This window comes from Micromonospora orduensis, assembly GCF_006228125.1.
Taxonomy (GTDB): Bacteria; Actinomycetota; Actinomycetes; order Mycobacteriales; family Micromonosporaceae; genus Micromonospora; species Micromonospora orduensis.
Genome location: NZ_VDFY01000138.1, coordinates 68,825 through 95,092, shown reverse-complemented (window position 1 = coordinate 95,092; position 26,268 = coordinate 68,825). Strand labels below are relative to the sequence as shown.

General features: G+C 73.0%; 24 protein-coding genes. 4 read left to right on the top strand and 20 right to left on the bottom strand.

All coding sequences use genetic code 11. The annotated features are described in order from the left end of the window. The 5 genes from FHG89_RS11815 to FHG89_RS11795 all read right to left on the bottom strand — a co-directional run. Nucleotides 1–533 (bottom strand): pectate lyase family protein (locus FHG89_RS11815; protein ID WP_482809819.1); only part of this gene is annotated, 533 nt, incomplete at its 3' end. 263 nt (nucleotides 534–796) lie between these two features. Beyond that, on the bottom strand, nucleotides 797–3,280 hold the full coding sequence (locus FHG89_RS11810; RefSeq protein WP_139584424.1) for an ABC transporter permease: 2,484 nt from the start codon (nucleotides 3,278–3,280) through the stop codon (nucleotides 797–799). Continuing rightward, nucleotides 3,277–4,038 (bottom strand): ABC transporter ATP-binding protein, encoded by a 762-nt coding sequence (locus tag FHG89_RS11805; RefSeq protein WP_139584423.1) that lies wholly within the window; start codon nucleotides 4,036–4,038, stop codon nucleotides 3,277–3,279. The genes FHG89_RS11810 and FHG89_RS11805 overlap by 4 nt, the downstream gene beginning before the upstream one ends. Before the next feature lie 113 nt (nucleotides 4,039–4,151). Then, on the bottom strand, nucleotides 4,152–4,808 hold the full coding sequence (locus tag FHG89_RS11800) for a response regulator transcription factor (RefSeq protein ID WP_139584422.1): 657 nt from the start codon (nucleotides 4,806–4,808) through the stop codon (nucleotides 4,152–4,154). After that, on the bottom strand, nucleotides 4,796–6,010 hold the full coding sequence (locus FHG89_RS11795; protein ID WP_139584421.1) for a sensor histidine kinase: 1,215 nt from the start codon (nucleotides 6,008–6,010) through the stop codon (nucleotides 4,796–4,798). Before FHG89_RS11795 ends, FHG89_RS11800 begins: the two co-directional genes overlap by 13 nt. A gap of 515 nt (nucleotides 6,011–6,525) precedes the next feature. Between FHG89_RS11795 and FHG89_RS11790 the strand changes: the two genes are divergently transcribed. The 4 genes from FHG89_RS11790 to pdxR all read left to right on the top strand — a co-directional run bounded on the left by FHG89_RS11790 (nucleotide 6,526) and on the right by pdxR (nucleotide 11,033). Further along, a complete protein-coding gene (locus FHG89_RS11790; protein WP_139584420.1) occupies nucleotides 6,526–7,554 on the top strand; it encodes a glycoside hydrolase family 11 protein in 1,029 nt (342 codons plus the stop codon). A gap of 221 nt (nucleotides 7,555–7,775) precedes the next feature. Beyond that, nucleotides 7,776–8,183 (top strand): YciI family protein, encoded by a 408-nt coding sequence (locus tag FHG89_RS11785; RefSeq protein ID WP_139584428.1) that lies wholly within the window; start codon nucleotides 7,776–7,778, stop codon nucleotides 8,181–8,183. Between the two features lie 8 nt (nucleotides 8,184–8,191). Further along, a complete protein-coding gene (locus FHG89_RS11780; protein ID WP_139584429.1) occupies nucleotides 8,192–9,331 on the top strand; it encodes an RNA polymerase sigma factor in 1,140 nt (379 codons plus the stop codon). Nucleotides 9,332–9,521: 190 nt separating this feature from the next. Next, nucleotides 9,522–11,033, top strand: coding sequence for a MocR-like pyridoxine biosynthesis transcription factor PdxR (gene pdxR / locus FHG89_RS11775; protein WP_139584419.1), 1,512 nt, complete (start codon nucleotides 9,522–9,524; stop codon nucleotides 11,031–11,033). On the opposite strand, the gene FHG89_RS11770 is transcribed toward pdxR, so the two are convergent. The 15 genes from FHG89_RS11770 to FHG89_RS11700 all read right to left on the bottom strand — a co-directional run bounded on the left by FHG89_RS11770 (nucleotide 10,978) and on the right by FHG89_RS11700 (nucleotide 25,773). Beyond that, complete coding sequence (locus tag FHG89_RS11770) at nucleotides 10,978–12,435, bottom strand: UbiD family decarboxylase (RefSeq protein ID WP_139584418.1); 1,458 nt, start codon at nucleotides 12,433–12,435, stop codon at nucleotides 10,978–10,980. The two genes, pdxR and FHG89_RS11770, sit on opposite strands and share 56 nt — an antisense overlap. Then, the gene (locus FHG89_RS11765) at nucleotides 12,432–12,797 is read right to left on the bottom strand and encodes a chorismate mutase (RefSeq protein ID WP_139584417.1); all 366 of its coding nucleotides are present in this window, start codon (nucleotides 12,795–12,797) and stop codon (nucleotides 12,432–12,434) included. The genes FHG89_RS11770 and FHG89_RS11765 overlap by 4 nt, the downstream gene beginning before the upstream one ends. Continuing rightward, complete coding sequence (locus FHG89_RS11760) at nucleotides 12,794–13,141, bottom strand: cupin domain-containing protein (protein ID WP_139584416.1); 348 nt, start codon at nucleotides 13,139–13,141, stop codon at nucleotides 12,794–12,796. The genes FHG89_RS11765 and FHG89_RS11760 overlap by 4 nt, the downstream gene beginning before the upstream one ends. Continuing rightward, entirely contained in the window at nucleotides 13,131–13,835 is a 705-nt protein-coding gene (locus FHG89_RS11755; protein ID WP_139584415.1) for a flavodoxin family protein, read from the bottom strand. Before FHG89_RS11755 ends, FHG89_RS11760 begins: the two co-directional genes overlap by 11 nt. A 53-nt stretch (nucleotides 13,836–13,888) precedes the next feature. Next, nucleotides 13,889–15,193, bottom strand: a complete 1,305-nt coding sequence (locus tag FHG89_RS11750; protein WP_139584414.1) for a TrpB-like pyridoxal phosphate-dependent enzyme — start codon at nucleotides 15,191–15,193, stop codon at nucleotides 13,889–13,891. A gap of 25 nt (nucleotides 15,194–15,218) precedes the next feature. Then, complete coding sequence (locus tag FHG89_RS11745) at nucleotides 15,219–16,439, bottom strand: MFS transporter (RefSeq protein ID WP_139584413.1); 1,221 nt, start codon at nucleotides 16,437–16,439, stop codon at nucleotides 15,219–15,221. Continuing rightward, nucleotides 16,430–17,665, bottom strand: a complete 1,236-nt coding sequence (locus tag FHG89_RS11740; protein ID WP_139584412.1) for an ATP-grasp domain-containing protein — start codon at nucleotides 17,663–17,665, stop codon at nucleotides 16,430–16,432. Before FHG89_RS11740 ends, FHG89_RS11745 begins: the two co-directional genes overlap by 10 nt. Continuing rightward, nucleotides 17,662–18,450: a B3/B4 domain-containing protein gene (locus FHG89_RS11735; RefSeq protein WP_139584411.1), complete on the bottom strand. Its 789-nt coding sequence runs from the start codon at nucleotides 18,448–18,450 to the stop codon at nucleotides 17,662–17,664. Before FHG89_RS11735 ends, FHG89_RS11740 begins: the two co-directional genes overlap by 4 nt. Next, nucleotides 18,447–19,730, bottom strand: a complete 1,284-nt coding sequence (locus FHG89_RS11730; protein ID WP_139584410.1) for an MFS transporter — start codon at nucleotides 19,728–19,730, stop codon at nucleotides 18,447–18,449. Before FHG89_RS11730 ends, FHG89_RS11735 begins: the two co-directional genes overlap by 4 nt. After that, on the bottom strand, nucleotides 19,730–21,019 hold the full coding sequence (locus tag FHG89_RS11725; RefSeq protein WP_244295372.1) for an amidohydrolase family protein: 1,290 nt from the start codon (nucleotides 21,017–21,019) through the stop codon (nucleotides 19,730–19,732). Before FHG89_RS11725 ends, FHG89_RS11730 begins: the two co-directional genes overlap by 1 nt. Nucleotides 21,020–21,052: 33 nt before the next feature. Next, nucleotides 21,053–21,703: a type 2 periplasmic-binding domain-containing protein gene (locus tag FHG89_RS11720; RefSeq protein WP_244295371.1), complete on the bottom strand. Its 651-nt coding sequence runs from the start codon at nucleotides 21,701–21,703 to the stop codon at nucleotides 21,053–21,055. Then, the gene (locus FHG89_RS11715; RefSeq protein ID WP_139584408.1) at nucleotides 21,687–23,111 is read right to left on the bottom strand and encodes a phenylacetate--CoA ligase family protein; all 1,425 of its coding nucleotides are present in this window, start codon (nucleotides 23,109–23,111) and stop codon (nucleotides 21,687–21,689) included. Before FHG89_RS11715 ends, FHG89_RS11720 begins: the two co-directional genes overlap by 17 nt. A gap of 63 nt (nucleotides 23,112–23,174) precedes the next feature. Then, a complete protein-coding gene (locus FHG89_RS11710; RefSeq protein ID WP_139584407.1) occupies nucleotides 23,175–23,885 on the bottom strand; it encodes an SDR family NAD(P)-dependent oxidoreductase in 711 nt (236 codons plus the stop codon). Further along, a complete protein-coding gene (locus FHG89_RS11705; RefSeq protein ID WP_139584406.1) occupies nucleotides 23,882–24,475 on the bottom strand; it encodes an anthranilate synthase component II in 594 nt (197 codons plus the stop codon). Before FHG89_RS11705 ends, FHG89_RS11710 begins: the two co-directional genes overlap by 4 nt. Beyond that, nucleotides 24,472–25,773 carry an anthranilate synthase component I family protein gene (locus FHG89_RS11700; protein WP_244295369.1) on the bottom strand — a complete coding sequence of 434 codons (1,302 nt, stop codon included), beginning with the start codon at nucleotides 25,771–25,773 and terminating at the stop codon, nucleotides 24,472–24,474. The genes FHG89_RS11705 and FHG89_RS11700 overlap by 4 nt, the downstream gene beginning before the upstream one ends. Nucleotides 25,774–26,268 lie beyond the last annotated feature (495 nt).

Here is a 26,268-nt window from a genome sequence, read left to right as displayed (position 1 = left end):
GTGACGTGGTCGACCCAGACGTTGCGGACCGTGCTCTCCATACCGATGGCGTCGCCGCCGTTCGAGGTTGGCGAGCCCGACTTCTTGACGTTCCGGACTGTCACGTTCTGGATGATGATGTTGCTGGAGTCGCGGATGTGGATGCCGAGCTGGTCGAAGACCGCGCCACCGCCGACCCCGATGATGGTGACGTTGCTGATCTGCTTGAGCTCGATCACGCCGGCCGCGGTGTTGCAGCTCGACCCCGACACCTTGCTGGTGTTGCCGTGGTTGATGGTCCCGGAGACCTCGATGGTGATCGGGGTGCTGCTGCTGGCCCGGCCGCACAGTGCCGCGTGGATCGCGGTGCCGGTGGTGGCGCGTACCGTCTGCCCGCCCGCGCCGCCGGTGGTCCCGCCGTTCTGGGTGGCGTAGCCGGTGGCGCTGCCCACCGCGGCCGAGGCCTGCGGCGTGGCCAGGGCCACCCCGACCGCCGCACCGACGGTCACCGTTGCGAGCACTGCCTGAAGTCGCAGTGCGACTGGTCGTCCCATCTCGCCTCACCTTCGCCTTCGAATTGCTTTCCTGATGACTGGAAAAATTGCCCACAGTGAATTGGCGCAGCCTCGCCGGGAGCGCGGAATGGGCACGTCACTGATGGCGTCACTCGAAATTCGTTCGCCCGGACGAAGAATGAGACATCGACGTGACGCAATCGTAGGAAAGCGGTTTCCCTCGATGCAAGGGTTAGCGTTTGCAGGTTGTTTGCAGTCGCGCGGGCCTGGCGTGGCCGCAGCGCCGCCAGGCCCGCGTGCGACTACTCCCTCGTGCCGATGTTGTCGATCGGCGGAACCCGCAGCAGTCGCCGCACCGGCAACACCGTCGTCGCCAGCGCCAGCAGCGTCGCGCCACCGAGCACGGCCACCCCGCCGAGCGGCGGCACGTACGGGATCGGGCTGCCGGTCACCGCGTTGACGATCGCACCCAGCGTCAGCGCCGCGATCGTCGCGCCGATCAGCACCGCGACGCCGAGCAGCCCGGCCTGCTCGGCGTGGACCATCCGGCGGATCTGCCGACGGGTCAGGCCGACCAGCTGCAGCAGGGCCAGCTCCCGGCGGCGGGCCAGCGCGGCGAGCACCATCGTGGTGGCCGCGGCCAACGCCGCGTACCCCACCAGCACGCCGATCAGCAGCCGGTTCAGCCAGGCGCCGAGCGCCAGATCGCCGCCGATCAGCCGGGTACGGGTGGCCGCGTCGAGCACCGCGCTGCCCGGATGCCGGGCCGACCAGTCGGCCAGCGCCTCGTCGGCGTCCCCGCCGGCGCGGACCAGGATCTCGTCGTCGGTGACCCCGTCGGTGTGCCCGGCGACCGTCTCCGCGGCCAGCGTGACGTCGCCGAAGCCGAGGCCCCGACCGTAGAGGGCGATCACCCTCAGCTCGGTCGGGGTGCCGTCGCCCAGCCAGAGTCGCGCCGTGTCGCCGACCCGCCAACCGGACGCGGACGCCTGTGTCGCGGACAGCGCGACCGTGTCGGCCCGCAGGTCGGTCAGGCTGCCCTCGCGCACGTCGAGGTCCATGGTGGAGGTGATCCCGTCCGGGTCGACCGCCTGCGCGGCGACCGGCTCGATCCCGTCGAACGAGCGCACCACCACCTGCGTACGGCGTACCCCGGTGGCCGCCCGCACCCCGGCCAGCGCCCGGACCTCCCGGGCCGCCTCCGGCGCCAGCCCACCCGGGGTGGCCAGCACCCGCTCCGCGACCGTGCCCGCCCGGCTCTGCTCCACGGTCTCCCGCTCCAGGTTGGTCTGCAGGAACCAGACCGAGCCGCCGAACCCGATCGACAGCACGAGGGCGGTCAGGACGGTGGCCATGCCCTGCGCGTTGGCCCGCAGGTTGGCCGCCGCCAGATAGCCGCTGACCGGCCAGATCCGGGACAGCGCGGGGGTGAGCAGGCGTGCCGCGTACGCGTTGAGCCTCGGCGCGAGCAGCGCCACCGCGATGACGAACAGGTACAGCATGCCGACCGCATCGGCCAGCGCCCCGGTCGCCCCGGAGCCGCCGAGGGTGAACGCGCCGGAGGTGACGGCCCCCGCCAGCGTCAGCACACCGGCGACCAGCCGCACCCGACCGCCACGACGCGGTTCCACGGCGATCTCGCCGAGCGCCTCCACCGGCTTGATCCCGGCGACCCGGCGCCCGGCGAGCAGCGCGGCGAGCACCGCCACGAGCACCGCCGTACCGACCGCGGCCGGCACCGCGAACAGGCCACCGGTCATCGGGAAGTCGGCCGGGACGAACCCGCGCCCGGCCAGTTCCCCCCGCACCCACCGGGCGGCCAGCAGACCGGCCGGCGCTCCGATCGCGGAGCCGACCAGGCCCAGCAGGGCCGCCTCGACGATCAGCATGCGGCGGATCTGCCCCGGTGTGGCCGCGACCGCCCGCAGCAGGGCCAGGTCACGGCGGCGGTGCCGGACGGACAGCCCGATCGTGCCGGCCACCACGAAGACGATCAGCAGGACGACGTACCCGCCGAACGCCGAGCCGGCCGTGACAAGCATCGACCGGGCGGCCAGGTTCGCCGACTGCTCGGCCTCCCCCCGGTCCCCACCGGCGTACGTGCTCGCGCCGGCCGCCGAGGCCATCCGACGGACCGCGTCGGCGACCGCGCCACGATCGGCGTCGGAGGCCACCCGCACGCCGATCGCGTCCACCCGGCCGGGTCGCGCGGACAGCCGGGCCGCCTGCGCGTCGGTGAAGAACACGTCGGCCGCGCCGGTGTCGGCGACCGCGCTCACCCGGTACGGCCGGCTGACCCCGCCGACGGTCAGGTCGAGCCGGTCCCCCGGCGCGACGCCCAGCCGGGAGTCGGCCAGCACCTCGTCGTCGGCGCGTGGAGCGACGCCCGCCGTGACCGGGCGACCGGTGAAGGCGTACGTGCCCCAACTGTGCCCCACCGCGGCGGGCGCCCCGATCACCACCCGGTCGTCGCCGGTCACCGCCGCCACGCCGGGCAGCCGCCGGATCTGGTCCACCAGGGCGGCGTCCACAGTGCCGCCCTCGGGCAGCGTGACGGTGCTCGTGGTCATCTCGCCGTCGAACTCCCTGCTGGTGTGACTGACCGTGCGGTCGGCGACGACCAGGTCGGCCGCGACCCAGACGCGGGGCTCCGGCCGGAAGCGCAATCCGGACTCGACGAGGATGCCCATGGCGACCAGGATCATCACTCCCGCGATCAGGGCGAGCAGCGTGGCGGCCGCCGGGCCGGCACGGTGGCGCAGCAGCCGCGCGGCGAGCGCGGTCATCGCGCGACCCGCCGATCCAGCGACGCCAGGTGCTCGGCGATCCGGGCGGCCCCGAGCTGCGGCAGGTCGGCGACGATCCGGCCGTCGGCCAGCACGAGCACCCGATCGGCGTACGACGCGGCGACCGGATCGTGGGTCACCATCACCACTGTCATCCCGTGCTCGTCGACGACCGCGCGCAGCAGCGTCAGCACCTCCGCCGCGGTGCCCGTGTCGAGCGCGCCGGTGGGCTCGTCGCAGAAGATCACCTCGGGGCGGGTGGCCAACGCCCGCGCGATCGCCACCCGCTGCTGCTGGCCACCGGACAGGGCCGCCGGCCGGTGGCGCAACCGGTCGGTGAGCCCGACCCGCTCGATCACCCGGTTCAGCCAGGCGCGATCCGGACGGACGCCGGCCAACCGCAACGGCAGGACGATGTTCTCCTCGACGGTGAGCGCGCCGATCAGGTTGAACGCCTGGAAGACGAAACCGATCCGGGTACGCCGCAGCTCGGTGAGGCGGGTCTCGGACAGCGGCGACAGGTCGACGCCCCCGACGACCACGCGGCCGGAGGTGGGCCGGTCGAGGCCCGCGGCGTTCTGCAACAGCGTGCTCTTGCCCGAGCCGGACGGCCCCATCACCGCGGTGAAGGTGCCGCGGGTGAAGTCGGCGTCGATCCCGGCCAGCGCGTTCACCCGGTTCTGGCCGGTCTCGTACACCCGGGTGAGGTGTTCGACGCGTACGGCGGCGTCGACGGTAGGTGCCGGACAGGTGGACATCCTGGTGGCCTCTCTGCAGGTCGTCGTTGTGGTCTGCGCGCGCACCACAAACGCTATTGACCTGCGGAGACGGTCACCATCCCGCGTGCTGCCGGGCCGGGGTACAGCAGGCGCTACCGCTGGCCGCCGTCGAGGTAGCGCAGCACCGCGGTGACCCGACGGTCGGCGCGGTCGTCAGGCGGCAGTTGCAGCTTCGCGAAGATGCTGCGGATGTGCTTGTGCACCGCGCCGTCGGTGACGAACAGCCGCTCGGCGATGGCGGTGTTGCCCAGCCCCTCGGCCATCAGCCCCAGCACCTCGCGCTCGCGCGGCGACAGCTCGCTCAGCGCCGTGTCCGGCCGGCGGTTGCGGGCGAGCAGCTGCGCCACCACCTCCGGATCGATCACGCTGCCGCCGTCCGCCACCCGGCGCAGCGCGGCGAGGAACTCCTCGACCCGGCCCACCCGTTCCTTCAGCAGGTACCCGAGCCCGGCGGCGCCGACCGCGAACAGTTCGGTGGCGAACGCCTGCTCCACGTACGCCGACAGGACCAGCACCGCGAGGCCGGGCTGGCGCCGCCGGGCCTCCACGGCGGCCACGATGCCCTCGTCGGTGTGGGTCGGTGGCATCCGCACGTCCACGATCGCCACGTCCGGCGCATGCTCGTCGACCGCGACCAGGAACTCCCCCGGGGTGCCCGCCGTGGCGACCACGTCCAGCTCCTCCGCCCGCAGCAGCAGCGCCAGGCCCTCGCGCAGCAGCGGGTCGTCCTCGGCGATCACGATCCGCATGGCAGCTCCACGTGCATCCTCGTCGGCCCACCGGGTGGGCTGGTCAGTGTCATCCGGCCGTCGTACGCCTCGACCCGCCGGCGGATGCCGGTGATCCCGGAGCCGCGTGCCTCGTCGGCGTCGCCGCGCCCGTCGTCCTCGACGGTCACCAGCAGCCGGCCCCGCTCGCGGCGCACGGCGACGTCCACCTGGCTCGCCCCGCTGTGCCGGACCGCGTTGGTCAGCGCCTCGGCCACCACGAAGTACGCGGTGGCCTCGACCGAGGCCGCGCAGCGCACCGCCACGTCCACCTCCAGCCGGCACGGCACCGCGCAACTGCCGGCCAGGCCCGCCAGCGCCCCGGCGAGGCCCCGGTCGTCCAGTACGGGCGGCAGGATCCCGCGCACCACCGTACGCAGCTCGCCGAGCGCCTGTTCGGCGGCGTCCTGCGCCTGCCCGAGGATCTCGTCGGCCCGGTCCGGGTCGCGCCGCACGGCCCGCCGCGCGGCGCCCAGCAGCACGTTGACCGCGACCAGCCGGTTCTGGGTGCCGTCGTGCAGCGACCGCTCGATCCGGCGCAACTCCACCGCGTGCGCGTCAAGCGCCGCGGCCCGGGTGGCGGTCAGCGCGGCGACCCGCAGCGACAGGTCGACCCCGGGCGGCGGGGGCAGCAGCCACCGGCCCGGCCACGCCTGGAAGCGGGCCAGGGCCGGAGTGAACCCGACCGTGGCGGCGAGCCAGCCCACCCCGACCACAGCGACCAGGAGCGCGTCGGACAGCCCGTCGATGCGCCACCAGAAGATGCCCGGCGCGCCGTCCTCGGGTGAGAGCAGCCGGTACCACAGCGGGAACGTGATGTCCTGTACGGCGTAGAGCGGGAGCGCGACGCCGACCAGCCCGGATGCCAGGCCGGTGACCGAGTGGAGCGTCACCCAGCCGACCTCCCGGCGGACGAACGGGTCGCGTACCGCCGCCCGCAGTCCCGTCGGCACCGGCCCGGGCGGGGGGATCGGCGCACCCCGGCGGGACAGTCGGGCACGCTCGCGGTCGGCCACCGCACGCACCGCCCGCAGCGCGCCGGGCGCCGCCCACAGCCCCACCCCGACCAGGCAGGCCACCCCGACGGCCAGCGTCCAGAGCAGCGCGCCCAGCGCCAGCGCGGCGGTGCCCAGGCCGCCGACGAGGTGCCGCACGGCGCTGACCCGCCCCCACACGTACGTCATCGTCCACCTCCCGCGCCAACATAGGTCGCCGTGCGCCGCGATGACGACGCCCGCCGCGGAAAGTACAGCCTGCTGTACCACCGCCCGTCGAACGCGCCCCACGGAGGTGCCGGCGCGGCGGCCGCGACCGTGTAGCCATCCCGTGCCGCTCAGCGACGGTCCGGAAAGGGTCCGGAAATTTCGGCGGTCGAGGACTCGAACCGGGATCCGGTCTTCGGCGGCGTCGAGGCGATCCACCCGATTCCTGATCGACTACTGACCTGGATGGACGCCCTTCATGCCGGCGGTCGGCACGCCGAGCCAGGTTTCCGCGATGCTTCCGGAAAGTGTTGACAGGTTGACGGCTGAGTCAATACGGTCGCCATCGACGGCTCTCTATCACCGTCACTGTCATACACCGCGACCCACTCCTCCGGTCGTCGTGCGGACGACCGGCCACCACCACCAGGCGGCACGACGCCGGTGACCGTCACGTGGCCACCGGCAGCGGGCCCGCCACGAGGAGGAACAGGTTCATGACCGACACCAGCCACACCCCCGTCAAACCGAGGAGGCGCGGCCGCATTCGGTTGCTCCTCGGCGCCGCCTGCGCCGCCGTCCTGGCCGTCGCCGGCACGATGACGGCCACCAACGCGTACGCCGAGGCCGACCGGACCGTCAGCTCGAACACCACCGGCACGCACAACGGCTACTACTTCTCGTTCTGGAAGGACAGTGGCAACGCCAGCATGACGTTGCGCGCCGACGGCCGGTACACCAGCAGTTGGGACAGGAGCACCAACAACTGGGTCGGCGGCAAGGGTTGGGCCACCGGCAACCGGCGGACGGTCACCTACTCGGGCAGCTACAACCCGGGCAACAACAACACCTACCTCGCCCTGTACGGATGGACGCGCAACCCGCTCATCGAGTACTACGTGGTGGAGAACTTCGGCAGCTACAACCCGAGCAGTGGCGCCCAGCGGCTGGGCACGGTCACCACCGACGGCGGCACCTACGACATCCTCCGCAGCCAGCGGGTCAACGCCCCGTCGATCGACGGCACCCAGACGTTCTACCAGTACTGGAGCGTCCGCCAGCAGAAGCGGTCGAGCGGCACCATCACCACCGCCAACCACTTCGACGCCTGGGCCCGCGCCGGCCTGAACCTCGGCACCAACCACAGCTACCAGATCATGGCCACCGAGGGCTACCAGAGCAGTGGAAGCTCCGACATCACCGTCCGGGAAGGCAGCGGCGGCAACCCGACCTCCGGGCCCACCACAGGCAACCCGGGGACCGGCAACTGCACCGCGACGCTCTCCGCCGGCCAGCAGTGGGGCGACCGCTTCAACCTCAACGTCGCGGTCAGCGGCACCAACAACTGGGTCGTCAGCCTCGGCCTCGGCGGCGGCCAGAGCATCCAGAACAGCTGGAACGCCTCGGTCAGCGGCACCAGCGGCACGGTCACCGCGACACCGAACGGCAACGGCAACAACTTCGGGATAACGATCATGGCCAACGGCAACTGGAACTGGCCGACCGTGACCTGCCGTACCGGCTGACCTGCACCAACTCCTGACACCACCCTCTGGCGTGGCGGCACCGGCCGCCACGCCAGAGCTGTCGTTGCCCCCGCAACATCAGCCTTGAGCGGCGCGGCACACCTGCGCGTGCGGAAAATCGGCGAAACTTCAGACGGCCATGTCGAGAACGCGTCCCCGGCTCCGTCCCCGAGGTGAACGCGACCACGAAGGGTCACACCCGCACCGAGGAGAAACACACGATGGCCAAGTACCTGCTGCTCAAGCACTACCGTGGCGCCCCGAGCGCGGTCAACGACGTACCGATGGACCAGTGGACGCCCGAGGAGATCTCGGCCCACATCCAGTACATGCACGACTTCGCGGCCCGGCTGGAGCAGACCGGTGAGTTCGTCGACGGCCAGGCACTCGCGCCCGAGGGGACGTTCGTCCGGTACGACGGCGAGGGCAACCCACCGGTCACCGACGGGCCGTTCGCCGAGACCAAGGACCTCATCGCCGGCTGGATGGTGATCGACGTCGACAGCTACGAGCGGGCCGTCGAGCTGGCCGGGGAGCTGTCCGCCGCCCCCGGGGCGGGCGGCAAGCCGATCCACGAGTGGCTCGAGCTGCGGCCCTTCCTCACCGAGCCGCCCACCATCACGGAATGACCGCTCAGCTGGACGAGACTCTGCTGCGGAGCCTCACGCCGAGCGTCCTCGGGATCCTCGTCCGCCGCGGAGTGACCTTCGCGGCGGCCGAGGACGCCGTGCAGGACGCGCTGGTCGAGGCGGTACGCGTCTGGCCGGCCGACCCGCCACGGGATCCGAAGGGCTGGCTGGTCACCGTGGCGTGGCGGCGGTTCCTCGACACGACCCGCGCGGACGTCGCCCGCCGACGACGCGAGGACCTCGTCGACGAGGAACCGCCTTCCGGGCCCACGCCCTCGGTGGACGACACGCTCCAGCTCTACTTCCTGTGCGCCCACCCGTCGCTGACGCCGTCGTCCGCGGTCGCGCTCACCCTGCGTGCCGTCGGCGGGCTCACCACCCGCCAGATCGCGCACGCCTACCTGGTGCCCGAGGCGACGATGGCGCAGCGCATCAGCCGGGCCAAGCGCACCGTCTCCGGCGTGCGGTTCGACAAGCCGGGCGACGTCGCCACCGTGCTGCGCGTGCTGTACCTGGTCTTCAACGAGGGCTACTCCGGGGACGTCGACCTCGCCGCCGAGGCCATCCGGCTCACCCGGCAGCTCGCGGCCGTGATCGACCACCCGGAGGTGGCGGGGCTGCTCGCCCTCATGCTGCTGCACCACGCCCGGCGTGCCAGCCGCACCGCGCCCGACGGCAGCCTCGTGCCGCTCGCCCACCAGGACCGCGGCCGGTGGGACACCACCTCGATCGCCGAGGGCGTCCGGATCCTCCAGGCGGCCCTCGCCCGCGACCGGCTGGGCGAGTTCCAGGCCCAGGCCGCCATCGCGGCGCTGCACGCCGACGCGCCCACCGCCGGAGAGACCGACTGGGTCCAGATCGTCGAGTGGTACGACGAACTCACGCGCCTGACCGACAGCCCGGTCGTCCGGCTCAACCGCGCGGTGGCGGTCGGCGAGGCCGACGGGCCGCGCGCCGGTCTGGCGGCGCTCGCCGCGCTGGACGACTCGCTGCCCCGCCACACGGCGGTCGCCGCGTACCTGCACGAGCGCGACGGCGACCTGGCGACGGCGGCACGGTTGTACGTCGAGGCGGCCCGTCGGGCGTCCAACCTCGCCGAGCGCGACCACCTGACCCGGCAGGCCGCCCGACTCAACGCCCGCCGCTGACGGGTCACGTCACGGCGCGCTCGCGTCGCCCCGGACAGACCGCGCCGGAGCGGGCCGGACGGTGAGCTGAACGCCGGCCACCAGCGCAGAGGCGGCCGGCACGTGACCGGGCCGGTCCGTCGTGCACGGGCCGCCCGGGCGGCGGCGCGACTAGACTCGACACCGGCGTCGATCGGGGGAGCGTGCGCAGGTGAGTTCGTCCCAGCTTCTCGTGACGCTGGACCGCGACAGCCCGGTCCCGTTGCAGCAGCAGCTCTGCGACCAGATCAGCGGATCCGTGCGGACCGGCCGGCTGCGCCCCGGCGACCCGGTGCCACCGAGCCGTGAGCTGGCGCACCAGCTCCGGGTCTCCCGGACGGTGGTGACCCGGGCGTACGAGCTGCTGCGGGCCAACGGGGTGCTCACCTCCCGTCGGGGATCGGGTACCCGGGTCAGCGGCGCCCTGACCGAGGCGCCGCCGCCCGGGCGACGCGCCACCCGCGCGCACCTGCGGCCCGAGCCGCCGCTGCCCACCGACGCCGGCAGTCCGCTGTGGAAGCCCTGGGAGCCGCCGCCGATGCACCGGTCGGACGGCACGTACGACTTCCGGCACGGCACCCCGGCGCTGGCCAGCTTCCCGGTGACCCGGTGGCGGCAGTCGCTCGCCGAGGCGGTGAGCAGGGCCGACGCCGTGGCGCTGGGCTACGGCCCGGCCGAGGGCTCCCCGTCGCTGCGTACCCAGATCACCGCCCTGCTGCGGCGCAGCCGGGCACTCGACGCCACCCGCGAGAACACGGTGGTGACCAGCGGCGCCACCCAGGCCATGGACATCCTGGTCCGGCTGCTCGTCGACCCCGACGACGTGGTGGTCATCGAGGACCCGAGTCACACCGTGCTGCGGCAGATCTTCGGCTACTCGCGTGCCGCGGTGGTGCCGGTTCCCGTCGACGAGGAGGGCCTGCGGGTCGACGAGATCGAGTGCCGGGTCCGCGCGCACGGCCTCGACCCCGCCCGGGTGCGCCTGGTCTACGTCACCCCGTCGCACCAGTTCCCGACCGGGTTCATCATGTCCGACCGGCGGCGCCGGGCACTGCTGCGCTGGGCCCGCGAACACGCGGCCACGGTGCTGGAGGACGACTACCACAACGAGTTCACCTTCGCCGAGGAGCGGCTCCCGTCGCTGGCCGCCGACCCGCAGGGCGCGGACGTCGTCTACGTCGGCAGCTTCAGCAAGACCCTCTTCCCGTCGCTGCGCATCGGGTACGCGGTGCTGCCGCCGCACCTCGTCCGGCCGTTCCTCGGCGTCAAGTGGATCACCGATCGGTTGACGCCGACGTTGACCCAGGAGGCGCTTGCCGAGTTCATCTCCTCCGGCGCGTACGCCCGGCACATCGGCCGGATGGACCGCCTCTACCGGCAGCGGCGCGCCCGGCTGCTGGAGTCGCTCTACGAACACTTCGGCGCGGGGGTGCGCATCTCCGGCACGGCGGCCGGGCTGCACGTGCTGGTGACCCTGGGCGGCGCGCCCGACGCCGACGAAGCGGAGATCGTGCGCGCCGCCGCGGCACGCGACGTCCGCGTCTACCCGGCCTCGGGCTACTACGTCGCCCGGCCGCCGACCGAACCGACCTACCTGATCGGGTACGCGGCGCTGCCCACCGCCCGGATCACCGAGGGAGTGGCGCTGCTGGCCGCCGCGGTGCGGGAAGTGACGGCTCGGTGAAGCGGGGCCGGGCGAACCGGGCACGCTGGGCGTACGGGACGGTGCAGTCGAAGACCGCCTTCGCCGTGCGCCCGTCGGCCGACAGCGACGGGGAGTAGCCGGTGTGCTGGCTCGGGTCGAGCGGAAAGCCCTCCCGGTCCGGCAGCACCCGCAGGTCCTGGTCGGCCTGGAAGCGGGTGACCATCGCCCACCACAGGTCCTGATCGGACTCGATGTCCACGTCCTCGCACACGCACAGCACCAGCTTGGCCATCCGGAAGTGCTCCAGCACCGCCTCGGCCGCGGCGCGTACCGCGAGGTCGTCCTCCGGGCCGCGCTTGGCCGGCCACTGGAGCACCACCATGAGCTGACCGCCGCCCGCGGTGTGGCAGTGCGCGGCCAGGGCCGGCGTGCCCCGGCGGCGCAGCAGGTCCAGCACCGCGGCCTCCATCCCGAAGCCGAGCAGCACCGACTGCTCGTGGCCGGGACCGGACACCGCCTGCAGGATCGGGCTCTCCCGGGCGGTGATCGCGGTGACCCGGACCAGCGGCAACGACGGGTGCGCGCGGCCCTGGTAGCCGAGGAACTCCGGCGTGGCCACCGTGCCGTGCCGGCTCTCCGGCGCCCGGTCGGGCAGCACCTCACCCTCGATGACGTACTCGGCGTGCGCGATGAACTCGGCGTCCACCGTGCCGCAGGGCAGCAGCTCCACCGGCTGACCGGCGAGCCCACCGGCCACGGCGAGCTCGTCGAGGTCGGACGGCACCAGCGAGGTCGGGCAGCAGGAGGAGAGCAGCACCGCCGGGCTCAGGCCGAGGTGGATCGCCACCGGCAGCGGACGTCCCCGACGCAGGGCGGCCTGGTATGCGAGCTCCAGGTCCCGGCCGGGCACCATCCAGATGGTCAACGTGTCCGGACCCTGCACGCACATCCGGTGCACGGACAGGTTGCGGACCCCGGTGTCCGGGTCGGTGGCGAGCACCGCGCCGAGCGTCAGGTACGGGCCGGCGTCCTCGTCGGTGAGGACCGGCACCGGCAGCGCGGTCAGATCCAGCGGCAGCGTCTCGCGGGGCCAGCGGGACGGATCGGGGGCGGGTACCGGTGGGCGGGGCGCGGCCACCGCGGCGAGCAGCCGGTGCGGCAACTCGGCCGGCGTGCAACCAACCAGACCGGCGGCGCGCCGACGGGTGCCGTAGAGCCCCATCAGCACCGCCCGGGTCGGGCCGTGCTCGGGGCGTACCCGGTCGAAGAGCACCGCCGGGCCGGCGCCGGTGGGTGGCGCGGCGGGCGCGCCGGCCCAGCGGGCGTAGTGGGCGGAGACGCCGTACCGGGCGGGCAGCTCGGTGGCGACCCGGACCAGCTCGCCGGGGAGCGGGTCGAGGGTGGCAAGGGCGTGCCGCAGGTCCACGGGCGGCCGGCTCATCGCTCGTCCGCCAGCGAGGCGGCGGCACGGCGGGCCGCCAACATGTCGAGCTGCATCCGGGTCAGCTCGTCGATGAGCGCGCGGTAGGTGCCGACCGCCACCTCGGGCGGCATGCCGTTGCGCTCGGCCAGTCCGGACACCCGGTCGAGCACCTGCCGCACCCGGTCCGGTGACCGGACGGTCGCCTCGTCCGTCTTGTACGCGGTCAGCTCCCGCACCACCCGGGTGCGCTCTGCCAGCAGGGCGATGATCCGCTCGTCGAGCCCGTCGATGGCGGCCCGCAGCTCGCCGATCCGGGCCGGGCCGGCGGCGCTGACCGGCGGCGAGCCGGCCGGCGCCACGATCCGGTGCTTGTCGCTCACGGCTGGGGAACCTGGTCGACCACGAAGACGACTGTGGGTTCGGCGTCGCTGCCCTGCGACCGGTGCTCCTCGTCGTCGGGAATGACGAAGCCCATCCCAGGACGGCACGGCACCGAACGGTCCCGGAAGTGGATGGTGAACTCGCCCTGCAGGACGTAACCGGTGTGCCCGCGCAGGCACCAGTGGTGCTCGTCGAACCCGGGCGGCAGCTCCAGCAGGCGCAGTCGCTGCCCCCCGACGTACGTCATCTTGACGCGCCCCTCGGCTCCCGGCCTGTCCCACCTCTCCCACTCGGTGGCCGGGAAGTCGATGCCGACCGGGGTGGCGACCTGCTCAGTGGACATTCTCGATATCTCCTCTGGTCGGGGCGGATCCGCCGCGGCGGGGCCGCGGCACACGTTCGTTGCGGTCCCGGCGCGGAAGCACCGGCTCGCCGTCGACCCGCTGGTGCCGCTTGAGCAGCTGCACCATGTCGAGCATCCGGTGCACCATCCGCTCCAGCGCGTCGATGCCCTCGGTGTCGGTCAGGCCGGGGGTGCCTGTGGTGTTGCGCAGCAGGACGGGGAACCCGCTGCCCACCAGGATCATCCGGTTGAGCAGCAGGTTGTTGACGATCTGGTTGTGCACCGACGAGTCGCTGTACCGCCGTCCGGTGACGATGATCCCGCCCACCTTGTCGGCAAGTGGACGGGTGAAACGCAGGTAGCCGACGCCCGCGCGTTCGATGAAGACCTGCATGAGGTGGGCGAGGCCGAACCCGTGCACCGGGGCCGCGTAGATCAGCCCGTCGGCGCTGGCCATCTGCTCCACCAGGGCGGGGACGTCGTCGTCCACCAGGCAGGGGGCGGTACGGCTGTTGCAGTCGCCGCACGGGCTGCACGGCGAGATCCGGTGCTCGCGTAGCGCGATGGTGCGCAGGGTCGCGCCCCGCTCGGCGATCAGCCGTCCCGCGTACGCGATGGCGTGGTCGGTGTTGCCGCCGACCCGTTCCGATCCGTTGATGGCGAGGATGGTCCCACCGTCGCTGGGCAATGGCACCCCCGGTGCTCGTGGCGGAGGTGGGCGCCGCGCGGCGCCCGCCTCCTGCGCGGTCAGTCCGTCAGCTTTCCGGCGAAGTAGTCGATGTAGGCCTGCATGTCGAAGTGGCCGTGCCCGGAGAGGGAGAAGACGATCGCCTTCGACTCGCCCGTCTCCCGGCAGTGGATCGCCTCGTCCACGGCGACCCGGACCGCGTGGGTGGACTCCGGCGCGGGCACGATGCCCTCGCTGCGGGCGAACAGCACGCCCGCCTCGAAGCAGGCGGTCTGCGGCACCGCCCGCGCCTCGATCAGGTCGACCTCCCGCAGCGCGCTGACGATCGGCGCCATGCCGTGGTAGCGCAGCCCACCGGCGTGGATCGCCGGCGGGTGGAAGTCGTGGCCCAGGGTGTGCATCTTGGCCAGCGGGGTGAGCCCGGCGGTGTCGCCGAAGTCGTAGTCGTAGCTGCCCTTGGTCAGCGACGGGCAGGAGGACGGCTCCGCCGCGACGAACCGCACCGTCGGGCCGCCGCCCAACTGCCGGCGCAGGAACGGCAGGGCGAGCCCGGCGAAGTTGGAGCCGCCGCCGGCCGCCCCGACCACGATGTCCGGGTAGTCGTCGGCCATCGCCAGTTGGAGCAGCGCCTCCTGACCGATGATCGTCTGGTGCATCAGCACCAGGTTGAGCACCGAGCCGAGGGCGTACCGGGCGGCGCCGCCGCTGGTCATCGCCGCCTCCACCGCCTCGGAGATGGCCAGACCGAGACTGCCGGTGGAGTGCGGGTCGGCGGCGAGCGCCGCCCGGCCGGCCTCGGTACGGTCGCTCGGGCTCGCGGTGACGGACGCGCCGAACGTCTCCATCAGCCCACGCCGGTACGGCTTCTGGTCGTAGCTGACCCGCACCATGAAGACCTCGCAGTCGAGGCCGAAGTACGCGCAGGCCATCGAGAGCGAGCTGCCCCACTGGCCGGCGCCGGTCTCGGTGGTCAACCGCCGCACGCCGTCGAGCTTGCTGTAGTACGCCTGCGGGACGGCGGTGTTCGGCTTGTGGCTGCCGGCGGGGCTGACCCCCTCGTACTTGAAGTAGATCCGGGCCGGCGTGTCGAGGGCCTGTTCCAGGCGACGGGCCCGCACGAGCGGGCTGGGCCGCCACTGCCGGTAGATGTCGAGCACCGGCCCGGGAATGTCGATCTCCCGCTCGGTGGAGAACTCCTGCTCGATCATGCCGCTGGCGAAGAGCGGTGCGAGGTCCGCCGGGGTGATCGGTTCCCGGGTGCCGGGGTGCAGCATCGGGGGCAGTCCCTTGGGCAGGTCGGGAACCACGTTGTACCAGGTCGTCGGGATGTCACTCTCGGGGAGAACGAACTTCGTCGCGGTCATGGCCTCTTCCGATGAGGGATGGGTGTCAGGGACTGGCGGTGGCCGGCTCGACGGTCGAGGGCACGGGCCGGACGGTCGGTCGTATCCGCAGCGCTGCGAACGCGACGACGCCGACCACCGGGGTCAGCAGGAGCAGCAGGAGGACGGGGCGGTGCCCCTGGGTCTGCCAGACGAAGCCCAGACCCATCGGCACGACCAGCCGGGCGGAGCTGAGCACGAAGCCGTTCAGGGCCATGAAGCCGCTGACCCGGTGCTCCTGGACGTGGTCGGCGATGTAGGTGGGCACCACCACCGAGGCGATGATCTCCCCGAGGGTCCAGACCACTGTGGAGAGCAGCACGGCGGGCAGCGAGAACGCGAACACCAGGACGGCCATCCCGGTCGACCAGAGCAGGCCCGCCGCGATCAGCAGGGCCCGGGTGGAGTACGCCTTGATCCGCTTCTCGATCAGCAGGCTGGCGCTGACCACGACCACGCTGTTGATGGTGTAGACCGCGCCGACGACCGCGACCGACGAGTGCAGCACGGTGGTGACCGCGAGCGGCAGCGTGTACTCCAGGCCGATCAGCGGCGCCACGTAACAGAACGAGACCAGCACCAGCACCGCCACGTCGAGGTCCCGCAGCAGCCCGGCGCGGCGGGTGGTGGCGGCCGTGGAGACCGTCGGCGCACGCCTGGTGTCCGCCGGTACGCAGAGCCAGATGGTGGTCGCCGCGAGCAGGCCGAGCAGGATGTTCCCGGCGAACATCAGCTGGTAGGAGTAGGCCGCCGCGAACCCGCCGAGCAGCGGGCCGACCCCCATGCCGAGGTTGTTGGCCAGGTAGCTGACGGTGTACGCGAAGGGCCGCTGGTCGGGTTCGGTCAGGTCGGCGATAAGCGTGTTCGCCGCCGGGGCGAACATGCCCATCCCGACGAGCGCGACGAAGAGCAGCGCCGCGTACGTCCAGGTCGGCCCGTCGAACAGGGCGAGACCCAGGTAGCCGGCCGCGTTGAGCAGCAGGCTCGACACCAGCGCGGCGCGTCGGCCGGCCCGCGCGCAGACCGGGCCGCTGAGCAGGCTGCCGGCGAGCAGGCCGGTGCTGCCCACGGAGATCAGCACCCCCGCCTCGCCAGTGCTGAGGTGCCGGCTCTGCACCAGGTAGACAGCGAGCAGCGGGAAGACGAACATGCCGGCCCGGTTGATGAAGGAGGCGTAGACCAGCATCCGCAGTGGGCGCGGCAGGGCCCGGAACCGGCTCAGCCACATGACGGATCACCGGCCGGCTCGGTGACCACCTCGAAGGCGTCCCGGATGACCTTGAACCGGGCGCGCACGTCGTCGAAGTCCCGCCCCTCGCAGACGTACCAGCCGAGCACGTCGTTCGAGGCGGTCGGCACGGCCAGCACGTCCCCGACGGCCTTCCACACGTCCGCGTCGCGTACCGAGTCCAGCGCCCGCAACTCGTCCGCTGTGGTGATCGCGGTGATCCGGCCGTACCTGTCGGAGCAGAGGTACTCGGTGCCGATCTCCGGGCCGAGGGTGGCCGCCGGCAGGTGCGCCGGGTCCAGTTCGAGGCGGCACCACTCGCCGGCCAGGTTGATCCCCCGCCCGGCCTGGATGGCGGGGACGATCGAGCCGCCGCCGGCCCGCGCGGCCGCCTCGCCGAAGACCACCTCGCCGTCGTCGCGCAGGAAGAACTCCACGTGCGCCACGCCGGTACGCATCCCGAAGCCCCGCAGCACCGTGGCGCTGGCGGCAAGAACGCGCTGCTCCGCCGGGGTGGGGTCGTGCTTGCGCGAGACGGTGCCGCCGGGCTCGTCGCGGAACTCCAGGACGGAGTACGTGTAGCGGGACAGCTGCTCGAAGACCACCTCGCCGTCGCGCAGCAGCGAGTCGACGTGGTACTCGGCGCCCCGGACGTACTCCTCCACCCGGTAGTCGTGCCTGTCGTCGGCGATCAGCGGCCAGACCCGGGCCAGGTCCTCGGCGGAGTCGACCCGGTGGGTGTCGCCGCAGGCCCAGCCGGCGTACGGCTTGATCACCACCGGCCAGCCCACCTCGGCGGCGAACTCGGCTACCGCGCCCACCGTCTCGGGGCGGCACGAGCGGGCCACCGGCACGCCCAGCTCGGTGGCCCGGCGGTGCATCACGTTCTTGTCCCGGAAGGCCATCGCCTCCTCCGGGTGGAGCCCGTCGATGCCGTGGTCGCGCCGGCAGTGCGCGGCGGTGAGCACGTCGCCCTCGAAGAGCGGGAAGATGCGCCGCACCGGATGGGTGGCGAGGATCGACGCGACAGTGGAACGCACCGCGTCCCGGTCGTCGAGGTCGGCGTGGTAGCAGGGCAGGCCGGCGGCTTCGGCGGCCGGTTGCCCGGTCGGCAGCAGCGCGACGGTGGCGACACCCAGCTCGGCGGCGGCGGCGACCACGCTGCGGAACTGGGCCGCGTACCGGCCGGCCGCCGGCCGGTAGATCACCAGGATCGTGCGGTTCACGGACGGCTCCCCGGGTGGTTGCCAGCGGGGCTGAGCGGGCCAGCGGTACGCAGGACGGCGCTTGTCGTGCCGCCGTCGAGCACCGCCTCCTGCCGCGCGCCGCCGGACACCTCGTCGAGGGCCGCGGAGAGCCGGGCCAGCGCGTCCGCCACCTGCGCCCGACCACCCGGGTGGGCCGACTCGACGGTGAGCAGCAACCGGTGCCGGCCCAGGTCGGTGCGGACCAGGTGGCCCTGCCGCCAGTTCCAGCGCCGCGAGTGGGCCCGCCCGTCGGCGTCGGCGTAGACGACCTCGCCCGGCTCGGGCCGCTCCGGCGCGTCGGGCGCCCCGAGCGGCAGATACGTCTCGGTGCCGTCGGCCGGCCGGACGACGAGGTCGGTGAGGCCGTCGACGGCGCACGAGGCCACCGGGAGCGCCGCGCCGAGCGAGACGGCGTTGCAGAGGTCGACCAGGGCGTTGATCCGGGGCAGCCGGTCCCCCTTGGCCACCCGCCTGGCGATCGACTCGGCGGCGCACGGGAACCGGTTCGGGTTCACCCCCACCGCCCGGTACGCGTCCCGCCACGCGGCGATGCCCGGCAGCTCCGCCACGCCCGCCTTGTCCAGGCCGGCCGTGTGCAGCGCGTCCTCGGCGGCGGTCAGCAGCGCCGACACGGCGGGAGGCGCCGGGGCGACCTCGATCGCCGGTATGGCGAGCACGCCGAGCACGTAGTCCGGCACTGCGGTAAGCACCCGGTCGTCGATGCGCACGGTGAGGGTGTCCGCACCGTCGCTGAGCTGGGTCATCGTGATCCTCGTGAAGGTCGGGTCCGATTGTCGGTCCGACCGTACGCAGCGGAACGACCACCGGTTGTGGCCAATCCGGGGTGATCCGGTGAGGCCAATCCGGCGCTCGGCGACCCGTCGTCGGATCGGCCGGCCCGGGCGCCGAGCAGCGTGGTGCCCAGCGCCAGCACGCACAGTGCCGCGCCGACCGGCCCGAGCAGGTCGAGGGCGTCCGCGCCGCCGTGCCGCAGCAGCCGGTTGCCGAGGAACCCGCCGAGGGCGATGCCCACGAACGTGGCCGACGAGTTGAGCGACAGCAGCAGCGGTCCGGAACTCGGCGCGACAGTGAACAGCCGGTGCTGCTGGGCCGGCTGGGTGGCCATCGCGGTGACACCCCAGGCGGCCATCGCCAGCGCGGCCGGCAGCAGCGCCTGCCGGGTCAACGGCAGCGTGACCAGCACCAGGGCGAGCCCGGCGACCGAGACCAGAAGCACCGGCACGCCACCGAAGCGGTCGGTGGCCCGCCCGCCGAGAACGGTCCCGGCGACCGCCGGCACACCGAAGACCAGCAGCAGCACCGCGAGCAGGGTCCCGTCGCCGTCGGTGGCCGGGGCGAGCAGCGCCCCGACGTACGTCAGGGCGAGGTAGCCGCCGGTCATGAAGAGCGCGGTGGTGAGCACGGCCAGCCCGACCCGGCGCTCGCGGGCCGGGGCGAGCCGGGTGGCCAGCGACGGGCCGGGCGGCAGGTTCAGCGCCGGCAGGCCGACGGCCACCGCGACCGCGCAGGCGGCGCCGACGGCGGCGAGCAGCCAGAAGGTGGCCCGCCACTGGAGGTCGGCGGCGAGCCAGGTGCCGAACGGCACCCCGGCCACGGTGGCCGCGGAGAGCCCGCCGAGCACCACCGCCATGGCCCGACCGCGCCGCTGCGGCGGGGCCAGCGCGGCCGCCGACGCGGTGGCGGCGGGGACGTAGAGCGCCGCGCCGACCGCCGTGAGGACCCGGGCCAGCAGCAACGACGGCAGGTCGGGCGCGAGCGCGGAGGCGACGTTGCCCACTGTGAACCCGACCAGCGAGATCACCAGCACGGTACGCCGTTCCAGCCGGCCGGTCAGCGCCCCGAGCACCGGTGCGGCCACCGCGTACGCGAGGGCGAAGACGGTGCTCACCCACCCGGCCGAGGCGACGCTCACCCGCAGCGTGCGGGCCACCTCGGGGAGCACCCCCGCGACGACGAAAGTGTCGGTGCCGATGGCGAACGCCCCGACGGCGAGCAGCGGCACGACCGGCACGGACCGCCGCATCACGCGACTCCCGCCGGCTGCCCGGCGCGGTAGCAGGTGGCGTCCCCGGCGACCACCCGGCCGCCGAGCAGCACCAGCTCGATCGCCTCTGGCCGGCCCAGCACCGTGATGTCCTCGGCCGGGTCCCCGTCGGTGACCACCAGGTCGGCCAGCCGGCCCGGCTGCACGGTACCAGCGTCGTCGCCCCGCCCGGCCAGCCGCGCACCGTTGGCGGTGGCCCAGGTCAGCACCACCGGGGCGGGGATGCCGGCCATGGTCACGTACGTCTCCAGTTCCTCGGCGTACCGGCCGTGCGGGGTCCAGGCGAACCCGAAGTCGTCGCCGGCCACGATCGGGATGCCCATCTGCACCATCAGCGGCAGGATGCGCAGCGTGTTCTCGACCTCGGCCTGGAACTCGAGCGTCTCCAGGTACTCCGGGGTCTTGCCGTGTCGCGTGCCGGTGGTGAGCAGCCGGTGCGGCTGGTGCAGGCTCGGCACCACGAAGATGCCCTGCTCGGCGATGGCCTCCAGGGCCGCGTCGTCGGCGTACGTGGCGTGGTCGATGACGTCCACGCCGGCGGCGATGGCGTTGCGGATGCCGCCCAGCCCGCGCGAGTGCGCCCGGATCCGGACTCCCCGCTCGTGCGCCGCCCGGGCCGCGATCACCAGCTCCTCGGCGGTGAAGAGCAGCTCGTGGGAGCGGCCGTTGGGAAAGGTGTCGTCTCCGGTGGAGAAGACCTTGATGATCTCCGCACCCTGGTTGACCTCGGTGTCGACGTACTCGATCAACTCTTCCGGGGTGTCGGCCAGCCGCATCAGGTCGCTCGGGATGCGTTGCTTGACCGCCGGGTTGCGGCGCTCCGGCGGACCGGACACCATCAGGTCCCGGCTGCACGGGGTGATCCGTGGGCCGGGCAGCCGGCCGGCGTCGATCGCCCGGCGCAGGGCCATGTCGATGCCGGACACCGAGCCGGCGCCGACGAAGGCGGTGTAGCCCAGCCGGAGCATGGCGGCGGCGTTGGCGGCGGCCCCGAGGGTGACCTCCGGGATCGTGTACTTGAACAGCATCTCCCGTCCGTCGAGCACGTCGAGGTACGCGATGTGGGTGTGGCCGAGCGTCATGCCCGGCAGCACCGTGCGGCCGTCGAGGTCGAGGACGTCGATGTCCGGATCGTGCAGGGGGGCCTGCGCCTCGGGCAGCACCGCGACGATGCGCTCGCCGTCGAGCAGCACGCTGTGGTGCGGTCGGGAGGCCACCCCCAGTCCTTCCTGGACGGTGGCGCGGTGCAGCAACGTTCGTCGGGACACGACTGTCACTCCGGTTTCTCTCGGTGTCTGGCCTCAGCGGCGGCCGAACAGGGTCCACACGATCTCGGCGCCTGGACGGCGGGCCACCCACCGCAGCGCGTGGCGGTGGACCCCGGGCGCGTTGGTCACGGCGAGGTCGGCGTCGCCGGCGGCGAGGATCTCGGCGGCGTGCTGGGTGGAGTCGGCGTCGACCCACCGCACCGGCCGGTCCCGCAGGGCGGGCGGCGCGAGGTCGGTGAAGATCCGCCGTACCTCCCAGAGGGCGGCCACCGTGAGCTCACCGGCGGACGGGTCCGGCTCGCGGTCCGGGTGGGCCGCGATGCCGTACTCCGGGGTGGCCTGCGCGAAGTAGGCCTCCAACCGCAGGTCACGGTGCCAGTGGAAGCGGGTGAGCCCCTGGTAGGCGCTCGGCACGAGGGCCTGGTCGACCCGGCGTTCCACAAGCGCGGCGAGCACCGCGTCGAACGTGTCGGACAGCTCGACGCGCAGCCCGTGCCGCTCGGCGAGGAACACCGCGGTCAGGTGGCTGGACGTCCCGGGCGGGCCGAGGGTGGCGAGCGTGGTGCCGGGCCGGCTCGCCCACCGGTCCACCACCGCGCGCCAGCGCCGCCCGTACGCCTCGGCGAGCGGCCCGGGCAGCGCCGGCACCCGATCCTCGGCGGCGGTCTCAGGTGGTGTAGCCACGGCTGCCCGCCATCCGTCGCGCCACCTGTGTCTCGTGGTCGACCTCGACGCGCCGGTCGACGATCCGGGCGGCCTTCCAGCTCACGAAGGCGCCGGTGCTGACGATCGGGTCGAGCCCGTCGGTCAGCTCCACCTCGACGGGTACGCCCAGCGCGGCGGCGGCCCGCTGCCGGACGCCGTCGGCCACTCCGGCGGGGTCGTCGACGAGGTCCTTGAGCAGTTCCAGGCGGACGGTCACCCGGTCGGTGCCGGCGCCCGGGTCGTGGTCGATGACCACCTGGTAGCCGCCCGAGCCGGTGACCCCGGTCAACACCGCCATCTCGATCTGACCGGCGGTGAGGCGTCGACCGCCCAGCTCGATCCGGTCCAGGGTGCGGCCGACGATCTGCACGAGGTCGCCGGCCATCTCGCAGTCGCAGTCCGAGGCCTCGACGATCACCGCGTCGCCGGTGCGGTACCGGATCAGCGGCTTCACCCCGTCGATCAGCATCGTGACGGTGAGTTCCCCGCTGCCGCGCGAGCCGTACGACGCGCCGGTCTCCGGGTCCACCACCTCGATCAGGTAGTTGGTCTGGGAGAGGTGCATCCGCTTGTTGCGGCAGGCGGTGGCGATGACGAACGCCTCCTGCGAGCCGTACAGGATGTTGTAGACGTCCGCGCCCCAGACCGACTCCAGGTTGCGGGCAAGCGCCGGGGTGCACATCTCGCCGGTGACGAAGAGCAGCTTGACGGCGAAGTCCTCCCGCAGCCGGTAGCCGTAGTGCTCGGCCGCCTTGGCGAGCATCATGGCCACGCCCGGCGTGCAGCAGACGACCTCCAGCTCAAGCTCCTTCATGAGCTGCAACGCCTTGGCGAACCCGATCACCGGCGAGTACGGCCAGATCTTCGCGTTGAGCGAGCCCACGTTGCGGGCGACATCACCGAGGGTGTCGCCGAACGAGTGCACCTCGGTCGGGCCCATCAGCCCGATCCGGGGCGCGTGGTCGCCGAAGTGGTGGCGGAAGATCGACGCCCAGGACTCGGTGACGTGGGCGTTGCTGGCCACCACCTCCCGACCGTCGCGGGGACACGGGGTCGCGCGGCCCGTCGTGCCGGTCGTCTCGTAGAAGAAGACCGCGTCGGCAAGCGGCCGGCTGAGCACGTCGAGCATCTCCTGGCGCAGGTGCGTCTTCGTCGTGAACGGCAACCGGTCGAGGGTCGACGGGGTGATCGTCGTGAGGTCCAGCTCGGCCAGGTGCCGGGCGTAGAACGGTGAGCCGGTGGACACCTGGTCGAGCACCGTGCGCAGCTGCTTCTCCCGCCACGACTCCAGGTCGGCCGGGCGGAGGCTGCGGTCGTAGAAGGCCCTGTGCATTCTCAGGTACTCGGCGGCGAAGTCGGCCGCCGGTCCGGTGGTCGGAAGCCACATTGTCGGGATCCTTTCCAGGGATGAGCCCGGCCGCGGTGTGCTCGCGGCGGGCCGTGACGCTTGTCAGTGCAGGCCGCCGTTGACGTCCAGAATCGTGGCGGTGACGTAGCTGCTGGCCGGGTCGGCCAGCCACGCGACGGCCGCGGCGACCTCGGCCGGCGTGCCGAACCGGCCGACCGGGATCCGGGCGCGGTAGTCGTCCCGGCGCTCGACCGGGATCCGGGCGGCCATCGGGGTCTCGACCAGGCCGGGGGCGACCGCGTTGACCCGGATGCGGTGCTCGGCGAGCGCCCGGCCGAGGCTGCGGGTGAGGGCTATGCACCCGCCCTTCGACGCCCCGTACGCCGCGTCCGGGCTGCCGGACTGCCCACTGATCGAGGCGACGTTCACCACCGTGCCGGGCCGGCCGGCGGCGACCAGGGAACGGGCGAACGCCTGGGTGCAGAAGAAGACGGCGCCCAGGTTGACGTCGAGCACCTGCGCGTACGTCTTCGGGTCGTAGTCCAGAAAGGCCCGGGCGTGGTACACGCCGGCGTTGTTCACCAGCACCGTGGGCTGGCCGTACCGCTCGTGGATCCGGGCGAAGAGCTGCTCGACCTGCTCCGGCACCGCCACGTCGGCGACGAGCGAGGCGTACGCCGCCGGGTCGCCGACCGGCTCGACGTCGACGCCGACCACCCGGTGCCCGGCCCGGGTGAGGGCGGCCGTCACCGCCCGGCCGATGCCACCCGCCGCGCCGGTCACCACGGCGATCGGAGCCGACTCGTCGCTCATGACGCTCCCGCCGGCAGCGGCGTCGACGCGGCGCGCAGGAAGTTGTCGAACAGGCGCAGCCCGTCCTCGGTGAGCACGCTCTCCGGGTGGAACTGCACCCCCTCCACCGCGAGGGTGCGGTGTCGTACCCCCATCACGTAGCCGTCGTCGGACGACCGCGCGGTGATCTCCAGGGCCGGCGGCGCCGGGTCCGCGACGATGAGCGAGTGGTAGCGGGTGACGGTGAGCGGGGCGGGCACCCCGGCGAAGACGCCCCGGCCGTCGTGTTCGACGGCGCTGGTCTTGCCGTGCATCAGGTGCCGGGCGACCGCGACCGTCCCACCGTAGGCGAGGCCGATCGCCTGGTGGCCGAGGCAGACGCCGAGCAGCGGAACCCGGCCGGCGAAGGCGTGCACCAGCTCCACGTGCCCGGACTCGGCCGGGTGCCCCGGCCCGGGACCGAGCACCACCGCGTCCGGCCGCAGGTCGGCGAGCTGGTCGCTGGTCCGGGAGCGGGAGCGGACCACCACCGTCCGCGCGCCGAGGGTCCGCAGGTACTGGTCGATGATGTGGGTGAAACTGTCGTACGCGTCGACGAGCAGGACCTTCACGGCAGCAGCTCCGCACCGGTCAGAGCCCAGTAGGTGGCGCTCATCTTGGCCAGGGTCTCCCGCCACTCGGCGCCGGGCGTCGAGTCGGCCACCACCCCGGCGGAGGCCTGGGTGCGGTAGCGGTGGCCGTCGTGCACGGCGGTGCGGATGCACAGGGCGAGCACCGCGTACCCGCGCAGGTCGACCAGGCCGATCGAGCCGGCGTAGACGCCCCGGGGTTCGTCCTCCAACCCGTCGATGATCTCCATGGCCCGCAGCTTCGGCGCGCCGGTCATCGTGCCGGCCGGGAAGGCGGCGCAGATCGCGGCCCACACGTCGGCGGCGTCGTCGAGCTGACCGGAGACGGTGGAGACCAGGTGGTGCACGTACGCGAACGGCTCGACGTCGAACATCGCGTCGACGCTGAGCGTGCCCGGCACGCAGACCCGACCGATGTCGTTGCGGCAGAGGTCGACGAGCATGACGTGCTCGGCGCGTTCCTTCTCGCTGGCCGTCAGCTCGGCGATGCGCCGGTGGTCGGTCTCCGGGTCGGCGCCGCGGGGCGCGGTGCCGGCGATCGGCCGCATCGACAGCCGGCCACCCTCGATCCGCAGGAACAGCTCCGGGCTCGCCCCGATGACGGTCTGGCCGGCCCAGGGCGCCAGGTACATGTACGGCGACGGGTTGCGGTGCCGCAGCCGCCGGTAGACCTCCAGCGGGGTGAGCGTCGTCTCCACGTCGATGCGGTGGCCGATCTGGATCTGGTAGCTGTCCCCGACCTCGATGTGCCGCAGGCACTGCTTCACCCGGGCGGCGAAGGTCTCCTCGTCGACGGTGTCCCGGACCAGGCTGGGCGCGGGGGCGGCCGGCACCTCCGGGTGATCGGCGAGGTGCTCGGGGATCCGCGAGTCGGCGGGGTCCTCCCGCGGCAGGTGTGGTCCGGTGGCGCAGAGGTGCCGTACGGTGCCGGCGCGCAGGTCCCACCAGACGGTGTGCCGGAACAGCGCGAGGGTGCAGCGGGGAATGTCGTCGACCACCCGGTCGACGGAGAGCTCGTCCATGTCCCGCGCGGCCTCGTACGCCAGGGTGGTGAGGAAGCCGAAGGCGAAGCTGTCGGCGGGGGCGGTGGTGCGCAGCGCGAACGCCCCCTGCACGGCCCGGACCGCTGCCCACACCTGGGCAGGGCCGGCGACCCGCCAGGCGCCCTCTCCGGCGTGACGCCGGACCGGCTCCCCCAGGACCGTGGTGAGCACGGCGGCCAGGGCGTCGCCGAGCGGACCGTCGCCTGTCACCTCCAGCCGGTCCGCGATGAACCGCAATTCGGCGAGGCGCCCCCAGCCGACGGCCGCCGCACAGCGGTCCTGATCCGGACCGTCCAGGCTTTCAAAAAGATACAGATCGTCGTGAGGACGACATTCGGCGAGTGTCGTATAGAGCGACAACGGATCGATCGACGGCAGTGTGACAGATGTCACCTCTATTGGAATGGACTCCACCGGTGGGGTACGTCTGGCCGCCACCGAATGAGGCCGAATGGGCCGGTCGACGACCCCGTTTGACAATGAGGACACTGTGGAACCCCCTCTGAGCAGCCCGATTCTCGCGCCGCCGTTGGCGCTGGCCCACCGCGTGACGCGGCAGCTCGGACTCTTCCCCCCACACGAAAGGACTCGCACGACCGGCATCGGTCCGACATCGGGACGTCCCCTCACATCCCTATTGGACAGAGTCGGAGCGTACGCCCTGATTCGCCGGCCACTGCGCGGTTGCGTGTCCGGCCAACACTTTCCTCAGGCACGGATCGCGCTGTCCAT